General features: G+C 66.3%; 11 protein-coding genes. 1 reads left to right on the forward strand and 10 read right to left on the reverse strand.

Going from position 1 to position 13,843, the window contains the following annotated elements; translation table 11 throughout:
• The 5 genes from EN857_RS31440 to EN857_RS31460 all read right to left on the reverse strand — a co-directional run.
• The coding region (locus EN857_RS31440; protein WP_135859617.1) for an FAD-binding oxidoreductase at positions 1-866 on the reverse strand (866 nt) is incomplete at its 3' end.
• A complete protein-coding gene (locus tag EN857_RS31445; RefSeq protein WP_127284947.1) occupies positions 863-2,044 on the reverse strand; it encodes a pyridoxal phosphate-dependent aminotransferase in 1,182 nt (393 codons plus the stop codon). The genes EN857_RS31445 and EN857_RS31440, both read right to left, overlap by 4 nt.
• Entirely contained in the window at positions 2,044-2,943 is a 900-nt protein-coding gene (locus tag EN857_RS31450; RefSeq protein WP_128346364.1) for a homocysteine S-methyltransferase family protein, read from the reverse strand. Before EN857_RS31450 ends, EN857_RS31445 begins: the two co-directional genes overlap by 1 nt.
• Positions 2,940-5,393 carry an FAD-dependent oxidoreductase gene (locus EN857_RS31455; protein ID WP_128276167.1) on the reverse strand — a complete coding sequence of 818 codons (2,454 nt, stop codon included), beginning with the start codon at positions 5,391-5,393 and terminating at the stop codon, positions 2,940-2,942. The genes EN857_RS31450 and EN857_RS31455 overlap by 4 nt, the downstream gene beginning before the upstream one ends.
• Before the next feature lie 15 nt (positions 5,394-5,408).
• On the reverse strand, positions 5,409-5,996 hold the full coding sequence (locus EN857_RS31460; RefSeq protein ID WP_127393625.1) for an XRE family transcriptional regulator: 588 nt from the start codon (positions 5,994-5,996) through the stop codon (positions 5,409-5,411).
• A gap of 236 nt (positions 5,997-6,232) precedes the next feature.
• On the opposite strand from EN857_RS31460, the gene EN857_RS31465 reads away from it, so the two are divergent.
• Positions 6,233-6,937, forward strand: a complete 705-nt coding sequence (locus EN857_RS31465) for a nitroreductase (protein ID WP_127311983.1) — start codon at positions 6,233-6,235, stop codon at positions 6,935-6,937.
• A 25-nt stretch (positions 6,938-6,962) separates the two neighbouring features.
• Here the strand turns inward: EN857_RS31465 and EN857_RS31470 are convergent, their stop codons facing one another.
• The 5 genes from EN857_RS31470 to EN857_RS31490 all read right to left on the reverse strand — a co-directional run bounded on the left by EN857_RS31470 (position 6,963) and on the right by EN857_RS31490 (position 13,762).
• The gene (locus EN857_RS31470) at positions 6,963-8,345 is read right to left on the reverse strand and encodes an MFS transporter (protein ID WP_245493365.1); all 1,383 of its coding nucleotides are present in this window, start codon (positions 8,343-8,345) and stop codon (positions 6,963-6,965) included.
• Positions 8,346-8,609: 264 nt separating this feature from the next.
• The gene (locus EN857_RS31475) at positions 8,610-9,212 is read right to left on the reverse strand and encodes a sarcosine oxidase subunit gamma (RefSeq protein ID WP_127393904.1); all 603 of its coding nucleotides are present in this window, start codon (positions 9,210-9,212) and stop codon (positions 8,610-8,612) included.
• Entirely contained in the window at positions 9,205-12,198 is a 2,994-nt protein-coding gene (locus EN857_RS31480; protein WP_127393905.1) for a sarcosine oxidase subunit alpha, read from the reverse strand. Before EN857_RS31480 ends, EN857_RS31475 begins: the two co-directional genes overlap by 8 nt.
• The gene (locus EN857_RS31485; RefSeq protein ID WP_128274969.1) at positions 12,195-12,491 is read right to left on the reverse strand and encodes a sarcosine oxidase subunit delta; all 297 of its coding nucleotides are present in this window, start codon (positions 12,489-12,491) and stop codon (positions 12,195-12,197) included. The genes EN857_RS31480 and EN857_RS31485 overlap by 4 nt, the downstream gene beginning before the upstream one ends.
• A gap of 11 nt (positions 12,492-12,502) precedes the next feature.
• Entirely contained in the window at positions 12,503-13,762 is a 1,260-nt protein-coding gene (locus tag EN857_RS31490) for a sarcosine oxidase subunit beta (protein ID WP_128346366.1), read from the reverse strand.
• Between the last annotated feature and the right edge of the window lie 81 nt (positions 13,763-13,843).

A 13,843-nucleotide genomic window follows, 5' to 3' on the forward strand; every position in this document is an offset into this window, starting at 1 on the left:
AAGCAGAAATCCTCGCGAATGCCGTCCATGCCCCAGGGTTTGGCCACCGGCTCGAAGGCGCCGAGCATCATCTTGCCGGCATCTTCCTTGTAGTAGGCGCACTCGTCCGGCACGCGCAGCACGGGCAAGCGGGTCAGCCCCGGGATCGGCTCAGTCACGAGATAGAAGTGCTCGCAGGCGTGCAGCGGGATGGTGACGCCGTTCTGGCGGCCGAGTTCGCGCGCCCACATCCCGGCGCAGTTGACGACGATGTCGGTCTCGATCGTGCCCTGTTCGTCGCCCTGTGCCCACGACACGCCGGAGACGCGGCCTCCCTTGGTGTGGACCTTGGTCACCTTGACGTTCTCGATGACTGTCGCGCCGCGCTGGCGCGCGCCCTTGGCCAACGCCATGGCGATGTTGGCGGGGTCGCACTGGCCGTCGAGCGGCAGGTGCACCGCGCCGACGACATCGGACACGTTGAGATGCGGATACATCTGCTTGACTTCGCTGGGCGAAATCTCGCGGACATCGACATCGAAGGCGCGGGCCAGCGAGGCCTGCCGGTAGATCTCGTGCTTGCGCTCTTCGGTCAGCGCCACGGTGATCGAGCCGACCTGGCGCATACCGGTGCCGACATCGGTCTCGGCTTCGAGCTTGACGTAGAGGTCGGCCGAATATTTCGCCAGCCGGGTCATGTTCTGCGAGGCGCGCAACTGGCCGATCAGGCCGGCGGCATGCCAGGTCGTGCCGCAGGTGAGCTGCTTGCGTTCGAGCAGCACGATGTCGGTCCAGCCGAGCTTGGCCAGATGATAGGCGACCGAGCAGCCGGAGACGCCGCCGCCAATGATGACAGCGCGAGCCTTGCTGGGAATGCTCTTGGTCATGCGGCCTCGCGGCGGTAAGCGGAAGCGAAGCGGCGCAGGCGAAGCGCTGCTTCCTTGAGGATGGGCTCCGGCTGGCAGAGGCTGATGCGGATATGTCCGGCGGCGGCCTCGCCGAAACTCGAGCCCGGCATGACGCCGACCTTTTCCTTGTCGAGCAGCGCCCAGGCGAATTTCTCGTCGTCGCGTTCGACGGCCGAGATATCGAGCATCACATACATGCCGCCTTCGGAGCCGCGCACGGTGACATCGTTCATGCCGCGGATCGCTTCGAGGAACAGCGTGCGCCGCCCCGCGTAACGCTCGGCGATCTCCTTGACGCCGTAGTGGTTTTCAAGCGCCTCGGCGCAGGCGATCGAGATGAAGGCCGGCAGGCCGTAGGTTGTCACCAAATTGAGGTTGATGAGCAGCGTGATCATCTCGCTTGGGCCGGTCAGCCAGCCCATGCGCCAGCCGGTCATGCCGTGGCTCTTCGACATCGAATTGATGACCAGCGTGCGCTCGGCCATGCCGGGCAGCGAGCGCGGCGAGATGTGCTCGCCGCCGCCGAGCGTCCAGTAGACCTCGTCGGAGAGCAGCCAGAGGTCATGCTCGCGGCAAACTTGCGCCAGTTCCTCCAGCCGCTCGCGCGAATACACGGCGCCGGTCGGGTTGTTCGGTGTGTTGATGAGGATGGCGCGGGTGTTGGGTTTGAGCGCCTCGCGGATCATGTCGGCCCGCGGCTGGAAGCCGTTCTCGGCCGGGGTTTCGACCACGGTGAATTCGGCGCCCGCCGCACTGAACGTGTTGGGGTAGGTGGCGTAGTAGGGCGCGACGACGATGGCATGGTCACCGGGATCGAGCACGGCCTGCACGGCGGCGTAGAGAGCCGCCTGTCCGCCCTGCGTGGCAATGACCTGGTCGGGTTCCGTCAGGACGCCGGTGCAAGCGGTCGAAGCCGCCGCCATCGCCTTGCGCAGTCGCGGCAGGCCGGGCAGCGGCGTGTAGTGGTGGTTGCTGGCGCGAACGGCGCTGACGCAGGCTTCGATCGTCTGCGAGGGCGTGTCGAAATCATGGTCGCCGACCGACAGCATGATAATGTCCTCGCCGGCCTGCTTGCGGGTCCAGGCGGCGAAATGCACCTCCCAGCCGTCCTTGCCCGAAGGCACGATGCCGGCGATGCGCGATGAGGGTCTGGGCATCATTGAACTCCCGAAATCCGGTGGCCGGCCTCATCGAGCCGGTCGCGCAGGGCGGCGATGTGGGCGGGGCCAACCTCGCAACAACCGCCGACGATGAGGGCGCCGGCCTCGACCCAGCCGATGGCCTGGTCGGCATAGGCCTGCGGGTCGAGGTCGTGGCGGGCATGCAGCACGTCGACCGTGCCGCCATGCTTCAGCGCCTCGATCGAGGTGAAGCCGTTGGCGTAGGCGCCGACCGGTCCGCCGAGCGCGATCAGCTCGGGCAGTGCGGCGCTCACGGCTTCCGGCCGACAGCAATTGACCAGCCTGGCAGCGACCGGCAGGTCGCCGAGCGCGCTCGACGCCGCGGCGATCGTCTCGCCGCTGCGCAGGCGCGGCGTGCCGTGGTCGGCGAGCGTCCACGACACCCAGACCGGCTTGCCGCTTTCCGACGCTGCCGTGACGGCGGCGCGCGCCTCGTCGGCGGAGGCCATCGTCTCGCACAGGAAGAGGTCGACGCCATCGGCCTGCTCGGCGACGATGCGGCGGTAGGTGTCGAGCGTCTCCTGGTAGGAAATGGTCAGCGCAGGCGCGTAGCTGCCGAACAGAGGCGGCAGGCAGCCGGCGACGGCTGCATCGCCGGCTTGCTCGCAAGCCTGCCTGGCAAGCTCGACGCCGCGCTTCTGCAACGGCTTGAACAGGTCTTCCGCGCCTTCGCGCGCCAGGCGTTCGGGCGTCGCGGAATAGGTGTTGAGGGTGATGACGCGGGCGCCCGCCTGGATAAACTCGACATGCAGGTCGCGCACCAGGTCCGGTTCGTCGATCAGCACCCTGGCCGACCACAAGGGCGTCGGCTCGGACTTGCTGCGCCGGACCAGTTCCTGGCCCATGCCGCCGTCGGTGAGGATCACTGATTTCATGTCCGCAGTCTTTCGTTCTTCGGGTCCCAGAGCGGTTCGTCCTTCTGCACCACGGCCTTGAAGCGGTCGCCGAAGATCTCGACCTCGACCGAGGCGCCGGGCTCGGCGAGATCGGCGCGCAGCATGCCGAGCGCGATCGACTTCTCGACCCGGTGGCCATAGCCGCCCGATGTCGTCTCGCCGACGACCCTGCCGTCATGCCAGAGCGTCGACATATAGGGCGCGTCGCATTCGCCGGGGCTCTCGACGACCAGGGTGACGAAACGCTTCTTCACGCCCTGCTGCTTCTCGTTGAGCAGTGCCGCCTTGCCGCGGAAGTCTGGCTTGTCCCATTTGACGAAACGCTCCAGCCCGCCCTGCAGGATCGTATAGTCGGTCGAAAGGTCGCCCTTCCAGGCGCGGTAGCCCTTTTCCAGACGCAGGGAATCGAGCGCGTACATGCCGAAGGGCTTCAGTCCGTGCTTCTGGCCGGCGGCCCAGACAGCATCGAACACCGTCGCCGTGTCTGCGACCTTGGTGTGGATCTCCCAGCCGAGCTCGCCGGCGAAGGAGACGCGCACCAGCTTCGCCCAGCGTCCGGCGATCGTCGTTTCCTGATGCGTCAGCCACGGAAGCGTCAGGTCGGCGGCGCAGACCTCGGCAAGGATTTTTCGCGACTTGGGGCCGGCGAGGATTTGCGTCGAATAGTCCTCGGTGCGGTCGGTCAGGGTGAAGGCTGCGTCTTTCGGCATGCGCGATTTCAGCCATTCGAAATCGTGCCACTGGGCGACCGCGGCGGTGATCAGCGTCATCTGCTCCTCGCCGTGGCGCACGACCGACATTTCAGTGACGATGCGGCCCTTGTCGTCGGAGAAATAGACGAGGCCGATGCGGCCGGGCTTCGGCACCAGGCCGGTGACCTGCAGCGCCAGCCAGTCGGCGGCGCCCGGGCCCTCGAGATTGAAGCGGGAGAAGCCGGGCAGGTCGAGGATGCCGGCGGCGTCGCGCACCGCCAGGCATTCCTCGCGCACGCGGTGCTGCCACGGTCCGTCGCGGCGGAAGGTCAGCGTCGATTGCTCCGATGTGTCGTCACCCTGATGCGCGTACCAGGTGGCGCGCTCCCAGCCATTATAGGCGTCGAACTGGCCGCCGAGCGCCTTGATGCGATCGTGCAGCGGCGACAGTTTGCGGTTGCGCCCCTCCGGCCAGGCATGGCGCGGGAACTGGATGGCGTATTCGTTGCCGTAGATCTCCATGCCCTTGGCGACGCAATAGTCGGGCGCCGCGGCAAAGGACGTGAAGCGGCGCGGGTCGCAGGACCACATGTCCCATTCGGTCTGGCCCTCGGTGATCCATTCGGCCAGCACCTTGCCAGCGCCGCCGCCCTGGGCGATGCCGAAGGTAAAGACGCAGGCCTCGAAGGCGTTCGGCACGCCGGGCATCGGGCCGATCAGCGGGTTGCCGTCCGGCGCGTAGGGGATCGGTCCGTTGATCACCTTGGAGAGGCCGGCAGTGCCAAGGATCGGCACCCGGGCGACTGCGTCGGCGAGATAGTGCTCCAGCCGGTCGAGATCGTCGGGGAAGAGCTGGAAGGAAAAATCCTCGGGCATCGGGTCGTTGTGGGTCGCCCAGTGCGCGCGGCAATTGCGCTCGTAGGGGCCGAGATTCATGCCGCTCTTTTCCTGGCGCAGATAGTAGGAGGTGTCGACGTCGCGCAGCAGCGGCAGTTTCTTGCCCTGTTCCCTGGTCCAGGCGGCAAGCTCGGGGATTTCCTCGAACAATATGTATTGATGGCTCATCACCATCATCGGCACCTCGCGGCCGAACATTTTTCCAACCTCGGCGGCGCGGTAGCCGGCGGCATTGACGATGATCTCGCAGCGGATGTCGCCTTGCGGCGTCGCAACCACCCATTCGCCGTTCTCGCGGCGCACGCCGGTGACCGGGCAGAAGCGGATGATTCTGGCGCCCATGTCGCGCGCGCCCTTGGCCAGCGCCTGGGTCAGCTGCGCCGGATCGATGTCGCCGTCGCTCGGGTCGTAGAGCGCGCCTTTCAACTCATGCGTCTCGATGAACGGATAGCGGCGCTTGATCTCGTCGAGCCCGACGACGTCGATGTCCATGCCCTGGTAGCGGCCCATGCCCTTGGCGCGCTGGAACTCCTGCATGCGCTCCTTCGAATGGGCGAGCCTGAGCGAGCCGGTGACGTGGTAGTTCATCGGATAGTCGACTGCTTCGGCAAGCCCGCGATAGAGCTCGGTCGAATAGCGCTGCATGTTCATCAGCGACCATGAGGATGAGAAGGTCGGGACGTTGCCGGCGGCATGCCAGGTCGAGCCCGAGGTCAGCTCGTTCTTTTCCAGAAGCACGCAGTCGGTCCAGCCCGCCTTGCAGAGGTGGTAGAGCGAGGAGGCGCCGACGACACCTCCTCCGATTATCACCACGCGTGCCGTGCTCGGCAAACCCGCCATGTTCTTCCCCTTCAATCAATAGACCGGTGGCGAAACCACCCAGATGACCACCGCCGGCTCGGCGCCCGGATTGCGCCAGCGGAACGGCTTGCCCTCGAAGCGAAAGCTGTCGCCTTCGCCGAGCCGGTGCCAGACGCCGGCAATCTCGATCTCGAAAACACCCGACACGACATAGCCGGCTTCTTCCGTCGGGCGGCGCGCCTCGGTCTTCAGTTCCGCTCCCGGCGCGAAGACCGACCGCAACATCTCGAAGCTACCGCCGAGATCAGGTGACAGAAGCTCCTCCACGAGGCCGGATTCGCTTGTGCCAAGCGAGCGCCGGCTGCCGGCGCGCACGACCACGCCGCGCTCCTTCTCGGAAGGCACGTCGTGGCCGAAGAACAGGCTGAGCGGCACGCCGAACAGTTCGGCGAAGGCCCTGAGGTCGCCGAGCGAAGGGACCGACAGGCCGCGCTCAACCTGGCTGACCCAGCCGACGGAACGGCCGAGTTTCAGGCCGATCTCGGCCAGCGTCAGCCCGCGCGCCTTGCGCAGCGCACGGATGTCGCCGGCCAGCAGCCGCTCGCCATTGTCCTGTTCCGATCTGAGGGTGGTCGGGGTCATCGGCCTCCCGGTGAAAAAATTCAGATTAATTTCATGAGAGGCCAGCCGCATGAAAAAATCAAGAGTATTTTCATACTCCCACAAGATTTGCTTGCGCGTTTTTTGCGGTTCATGCAAAGGCTCGGCCACGAACGGCGGGTGGGGACGTCCGGTCGTGGACCAGGTTTCAAGCAGTCTGCGCGTGGTCCTTCGCGGGAACCGGTTTCGGTTTCCGGCCACGCGCAAAGGGACGACCCATGCTGGAGAACAACAGCCGGATTGCCAAGGACGCGGCGATCGTCGACGAGGCGATCACGTCGCGCCGCTCGGTGCGCGCCTTCCTGCCCGACATGGTCGACGACGAGACCATCCGCGACGTCCTTTCCGTTGCCTCGCGCGCGCCTTCCGGCACGAATATGCAGCCGTGGCGGGTCTATGTGACCAAGGGCGAGGTCAAGCAGCGCATCTCAGACGCCATCCTCAATTCCGGCATTCGCGCCGAGAAGGCGGAGTGGGACGAATATCGCTACTACCCCGACCAGTTCTTCGAACCCTATCTCACCCGTCGCCGCGCCAACGGCTTCGGCCTCTACGGCGCGCTCGGCATTGGCCGGCGCGAGGTCGACAGGATGCGTGCCCAGCACGACCGAAACTTCGTCTTCTTCGATGCACCCGTCGGCATGATCTTCACCGTCGACCGGCGGCTGAACAAGGGCTCGTGGATCGACTACGGGATGTTCCTGCAGAACATCATGGTGGCGGCGCGGGGCAGGGGCCTGCACACCTGCCCGCAGGCGGCCTTCGCGCCTTATCACCGGCAGATCCGCCCGGTTCTCAACATCCCGGACGAGGAGATCGTCGTCTGCGGCATGGCGCTGGGCTACGAGGACACGTCGAAGCCGGAGAACGAATTCCGCACCGACCGCGCGCCGCTCGAGGAATGGGTGACGTTCAGCGAGTAAGGCTCGCGACCGCCACGCCTGCAGCCTACTCGGTGTTCATACGCACGCCATGGCCGCTGACATGGGCGCCGTCCTGCGGCGTCAGCCGCAGATAGGCGAACAAGGCGCAGAGCGTGATCAGGCCTTCGATAACGAACAGGATGCGGAAATCGTTGACGCTCGCCTGGCCGCCGCCTGCGAGCAGCGACAGAAGTGCCGCCGCCAGGCCGACGCTGACCGCCACCGCGAGCTGCCAGAGGATGTAGTAGAGCGCGCTGAAGCGGCCGAGTTGCTCGGGCGCGATGTCCGAGTAGGACAGGTTGCCGGTCGAGGCCCATTGCACCGAGCGGAAGATGCCGAAGATGAAGATATAGGCGAGCACGATCCAAGCGGGCAGGCTTGCCTGCATCAAGGCGAAGCCAGCGACCAGACAGGCGACGATCGGCGTGTTGGCGACCAGCACGCGGCGGAAGCCGAAGCGGTTGAGGATGCGCGGCATCATGAAGCGCGTCAGCAGCGAGCCGATCGCGGCAACGAAGGTCAGCGATCCCGCCTGCACCGCGCTCATGCCGAAGCCGAGCTGGAACATCAGCGGCAACAGGAAGACGACCGAGCTCAGCCCGATCGTATCGAGGCCGCCGCCGGTCAGGAAGCTGACGCGGAAGGTGCGGATGCGCAGCAGTTTGAGGTCGAGCAGCGGATTGCGGACGCGCAGGCAATAGAAGGACGCGACGGTCAGGATGGCGGTCGCCAGCCCGAGCTCGGCGGCGATGATGCCGGCGGCGGCGTCCTTGGCGGCGAGCGAATCCATGCCGAAGACGAGCAGCGCCATGCCGCTGCCGACCAGCAGGAAGCCCGGAAAGTCGAACGGCGTGCGGACCGGCTTGGTCGCGGAGGGGAACAGCGAGGCGGCGAGCAGCGCGGCAATGAGCGCAATCGGGATGTTGATGTAGAAGATCCAGCGCCACGAGACGTAGGTGGTGAGCGCGCCGCCGACCAGCGGGCCGACCAATGGTCCGGACTGGCCGGCCAGCGAAATGTACATGTTGATCTTCAGCGTGCGGTCGCGCGGAAAGCTCGACAGGATCACCACCTGGCCGAGCGTGCCCATCAGCGCGCCGCCGAAACCTTGCATGGCCCGCGAGGCGACCAGCATCCAGATGTTCTCCGAGAGGCCGCAAAGTGCGGAGGCGCTGGCGAAGACCAGCAGGGCAAAGCAATAGACGTTGCGCAGGCCGAAGCGGTCGGCGGCCCAGCCGCCGAGCGGCATCGAGATGATGAGGCTGGCGACATAGACGGTGATCAGCAGGCCAAGCTGGCTCGGCGGACGGGCCAGGCTTTCACCGATGCCGGGAAGCGCAGTCACCACTACATTCTGATCGAGACTGGTCATGAAGACGCCGCAGGCGACCGTCGCCGGCAAAAGCATCGACGCTTCGCCCGCCGGGGCAAAGCGGGTTGTGGCTGTCGCCGAAGTCTCTGCGGTCATTGGAGGATATGGTCGAACGGGTTGCCTGGACGGGCACCTGCCCCGACAGGAGCCCGTGATTTCCTATCTATCGTCCCGGCTGGCCTAAGGCTCAAGCAGCAGTTGCAGCCGTCCGTAGTGCCAGCTGCGTGTTTTTCCAGAATTGTCCTCTTGTCTTACGCAATTCCGGATGGAAAACCGCTGCACACTTTTCCTGGAATTGCTCTACTGCACCTCGTAGCCGACTTCCTCGCTGGCGTGGCACAGCGCCTTCCAGAACGAGCGGGCGAAGGAGCGGAAGACGTAGATGTCGAACTGGTCGCCGCCGCTGCGCTGGATCTGCGCGAAGACGTCGTGATGCGTTGTCGAGCGGCCGGCGCCGACCGGGAAGGCCGTCAGGGCGAAATCGATGGCGAAGAACTTCGCCAGCACCCATTCGGCCTTCGGGCCGGCGATGCGGATCGCGGTGCGGCCGTGCGACAGATCGGTGACGGTGCCTACGTCCGGCGTGACGACGCCGCAGAACGCGGCCGCAAGGCCCTCGGCTTCGTCGACGACGGTGAACTTGCCCGGGGCGAAGCCGAACGCCGCTCTTACGCCGTTGGCGACGCCGCCGCCTGCGCCGTCCGGAAGGGCAAGGCCCGCAACCTTATATATGGCCGACATCAGCCGCTTCTCCTCGCCCGGCCAAGCGGCGAGCTGCAGGATCGACCCCGGCCGCGTCTCCGACAGGATGACGTCGACGCCTTGTTCGAAATTGCCGTGCGAGCCCGGATGGTACTCCGGCTCGAGCGGAGACAAGCGCACGGGTAATTGGCGTTCAACCATGCATGCGGCTCCCGTCCGGGTCGTAGAAGTGGTTGGAGACGATCTCGATCGGACCGAACCGGTTGCGCAATGGGTCGGAGACGAAGGCGCGCGTGCCGTGGCGGGCCTTGCCGCCCTTGACCAGCGCCAGCGCGATATGCTTGCCGAGCGCCGGCGAGTAGCAGCAGGCGGTGATGTGGCCGATCGAATTGTGCGGATTGGCTTCGTCCAATTCCTCGACGATATGGGCGCCGCCGTTGAGCGGGCGGTTGTCGAGCGAGACCAGGCCGACCAGTTGCAGCCGGTCAGGCGCGATCAATCCTTCGCGGTCCATCATTGCCGAGCCGATGAAGGGCTTCTTCTTCGACAGCATCCAGTCGAGATGCAGGTCGCGCGCCGTGGTGCGGCCGTCGATCTCGGCGCCGGTGACATGGCCCTTCTCGATGCGCATCGTGCCCAGCGCCTCGAGCCCGTAGGTGACCAGGCCGAACGGCTTGCCGGCCGCGATCAGCGCCTCCCAGACATGGGTGCCGTAGCCGGCGCCGGAATAGACCTCGAAGGCCATCTCGCCGGAGAAAGAGAGACGGCAGATCATCACCGGCACGCCTGATATCTGGCCGTAGACAATGCCCATGAAGGGCAGGGTGGCGTTGTCGACGGCGCTGCCGGTTACGCAGGCCGCAAGGATGGCTCTCGCCTTCGGCCCGCCGATGGCGGCGCCAGCCCATTCGTCGGTCACAGAGGTGACGGTGACCTTCAGCTCCGGCCAGATGACGTCGAGGAAATATTCCAGATGCTGCATCACCTTGCCGGCATTGGCGGTGGTGGTGGTCATCAGGAAGTCCTGTTCGCCAAGCCGCCAGGTGGTGCCGTCATCGAAGGCAAGCCCGTCCTCGCGCAGCATCAGGCCGTAGCGCGCCTTGCCGACGGCAAGCGTGGAAAACATGTTGGTGTAGACGCGGTCGAGGAGCTCCGCCGCGTCCGGCCCCTGCACCGCGATCTTGCCCAGCGTCGAGACGTCGACGATGCCGGCGCTGTCGCGGGTGGCCTTGGCCTCACGGACATAGGCCTGCTCGACCGTCTCGCCGGCGAGCCCGTAGATCATCGGCCGGTACCAGAGTCCGGCCGAATACATCCTCGCGCCATTGGCGATGTGCCAGTCATGCATCGGCGTCAGCCGCTCGGGCTTGACGTCGCCAAAACGCTCGGCCGCCAGCGAGCCGATCGACACCGCCGTATAGGGCGGGCGGAAGCGCGTCGTGCCGACCTCGGGGATCGGCTTGCCGAGCGCCTCGGCCATGATGGCGAGGCCCGGCACGTTTGAGCTCTTGCCCTGGTCGGTGGCCATGCCGAGCGTGGTGTAGCGCTTCAGATGCTCGACCGAGACAAAGCCCTCGCGATGCGCCAGCCGCACATCTTCCGCCGTCACGTCGTGCTGGAAATCGACGAAGCTCTTGCCCTTCGCCTTGATCTCGAACACCGGCGCCGGATCGGGCTCGCCGGGCGCTGCTTCGACGTCCGGCAACGCCGCCGGCGTGCCAGGGCTGCCGGCGGCGGCGAGACCCGCGGCACGGCCTTCGGCAATGGCCTCGGCGGTCGAGAAACTGCCGGTGAAGGCACCGGCGCCGACCCAGCGCTGCGTCGGCTTGGGCGGCAGGAAAGCTTGGCGGGAAGCGTCCCACTCGGCCCTGGCGCCGGCCTGGCTGGCGAGGTGGATGGTCGGCGACCAGCCGCCAGAGATCAGCAGGCAGTCGGCGTGGATGCTGCGCGCATCGCCGGTGAGCGCGCCGCTCAGCATGTCGAAGCGCTGCACCTTGAGGCCGTTGAGCGCCTTGCCGCCTTCCGTCGCGATCACGGCATGGCCGGACAGGATTTCCGCCTCGGCTTCGGTGGCCAGCCTGCGCATCTCATCCGACAGCTCGGCGCGAACGTCGATGATGGCGACGATCGCGGCCCCTGCCTGCTTCAATGCCTGGGCGGAGCGGTAGGCGCTGTCATTGTTGGTGAAGAGGGCAATCCGCTCGCCTGGCAGCACGCCATATTCATTGGCGTAACGCTCCGCCGCATGCGCCAGCATGACGCCCGGCCGGTCATTGCCGGGAAAGACGAGCGGCCGTTCGAAGGAACCGGTGGCGAGCACCACGGTCCTGGCGCGGATCGCCCAGTAGCGGTGGCGCGGCTCGCCCCTGGCGGGGCTCTCCTTGTGGTCGGTGACACGCTCCAGCGCGGCAAGCGTGTTGCCGTCATAGTAGCCCCAGACCGTGGTGCGCGGCAAAAGCCGCACATTGTCGTTGCCTTCGAGCTGGCCGGCTGCGCGCGCCGCCCAGTCGGCCGCCGGCATGCCGTCGATGGTCTCGCCGGACCAGTTGGCCGAGCCGCCGAAGCGCGGCTCCAGCTCGGTGAGGATGACCCGCGCGCCCTGGTCGGCGGCAGCCTTGGCGGCCATCAGGCCGGCCGGACCTGAGCCGACCACCAGCACGTCGCAGAAGGCGTTCATGCGCTCGTATCGCGACGTGTCGGCGGCGGTGCCGGCCCTGCCGAGGCCGGCGGCGCGGCGGATGAAATGCTCGCAGAACATCCAGAAACGCGTGCCCTTGAGTGGGCCGATCACCGGCCCCATGAAGGTCTTGTAATAGAAGCCGGCCGACAGGAGCTTGCCGCCGAGCTGATTGACCGCGCTGACGTCCCAGGCGAGCGAGGGGAAGCGGTTCTGGCTGACGGCGGTGAGCCCGTCATAGATCTCGACCATGGTGGCCGGGATGTTCGGCTCGCGGACCTCGCCGCGCAGCACCGTCACCAATGCGTTCGGCTCCTCGACGCCGGCGGTGAGCACGCCGCGCGGGCGGTGGTATTTGAACGAGCGGCCGAACAGCGTGACGCCATTGGCGAGCAGCGCCGAGGCCAGCGTGTCGCCGGCATGGCCTGTGTACGAAGCACCGTCGAAGCTGAAGCGGATGGTGCGCAGGCGGTCGACGCGACCGCCGGTCTCAGTGCGGCGCGGGCTCACGACTTCGCCTCCGTCCTGTGCCGCGCGGCGGATTTGTGGCCGCCATGCGCGAAGGCGGTGCTGGAGATGTCATGCGTCAGCGTGTTGCGCACGACCCTGACATGGGCGCGGCAGCCGCCCGAATGCTGCCAGATCTCATTGTGGTCGCCGGCGGGGTTCAGCCGGTCGTAGACATAGGCGTTCCAGGCGTCGATGTCCTGCGAGGCAGGTTGCGGGCGCTCGCGGTTGCCGTCGCCCTGATAGGTGAATTCGATGACGTCGCGCGGGCCGCAATAGGGACAGGTGATGAGCATTTATCTAAACCCTAATGCAGCCGAGGCGTCGCGCCCTGGCCTTTGTCGTCGATGACGAGGCCGCGATAGAAGCGGTCGAGCGTGAAGGGCGCGTTGAGCTCGTGCGGCTCGTCCTTGGCGATGGTCCAGGCAAAGCACAGGCCGGAGGCAGGCGTCGCCTTGAAGCCGCCGTAGCACCAGCCGCAATTGAGATACATGCCGGGCAGCGGGCCGGTTGTGATGATCGGCGAGCCGTCCATCGTCATGTCGCAGAGGCCGCCCCAGGAGCGCAGCATGCGCACGCGCGCCAGGCCCGGGAACAGCGCCAGCATCTCGCTCATCACCTCGTCGACGATGGGCAGGCTGCCGCGCTGGGCATAGCTGTTGTAGCCGTCGAGGTCGCCGCCATAGACCAGGCCACCCTTGTCGGACTGCGAGATGTAGAAGTGGCCCATGCCGAAGGTCAGGATGGTGTCGATGATCGGCTTCAGCGATTCCGACACGAAGGCCTGCAATACGTGGCTCTCGATCGGCATCTTGTCGATGCCGGCCAGTTGTATGACGCGGCCGGTGCTGCCGGCGACGGCAAGCGCAACCTTCCTGGCGCGGATTTCGCCGCGCGTCGTCGACACGCCGGTGATGCGGTCGCCGTCACGCAGGAAGCCGGTGACCTCGCAATTCTCGATGATGTCGACGCCGCGGCGGTCGGCGCCGCGCGCATAGCCCCAGGCCACCGCATCGTGGCGGGCGCTGCCGGCGCGCCGCTGCATCAGTCCGCCGATGACCGGAAAACGCGCCGAGCCGGAGACGTCGAGCACAGGCACCAGCCGCTTGATCTGGTCGACCGTCATCAGTTCGGCATCGACGCCGAGATGGCGCATGGCGTTGCCGCGCCTGGCATAGTCATCGAACTGGGCCGGCGTATGCGCGAGGTTGAGACAGCCGCGCTGCGAGAACATGACGTTGTAGTTCAGGTCGTGCGACAGGTTCTCCCACAGCTTCATCGAATGCTCGTAGAAGCGCGTGTTGGACGGCAAAAGGTAGTTCGAGCGAACCGCGGTGGTGTTGCGGCCGACATTGCCCGAGCCGAGCCAGCCCTTTTCCAGCACCGCGACGTTGGTGATGCCGTGCTCCTTGGCGAGGTAGTAGGCGGTCGACAGGCCGTGCCCGCCGCCGCCGATGACGATCACGTCATAGGATGCCTTCGGGTCCGGCTTGCGCCAGGCCGGCTTCCAGTCCTGGTTTCCGCTGAGCGCGTTCTTGAGGAGCGAAAAGGCCGAATATTCCGCCATGTTTCATGTCGTCCGGTTTGTGCGATGCGGCAGACTATAGAGCAGGCGGCGGGCGCAAAGCCAAGATTGCGCCATCGCTTT

The sequence above is a fragment of the Mesorhizobium sp. M4B.F.Ca.ET.214.01.1.1 genome (genome assembly GCF_004791545.1).
GTDB classification, from domain to species: domain Bacteria; phylum Pseudomonadota; class Alphaproteobacteria; order Rhizobiales; family Rhizobiaceae; genus Mesorhizobium; species Mesorhizobium abyssinicae.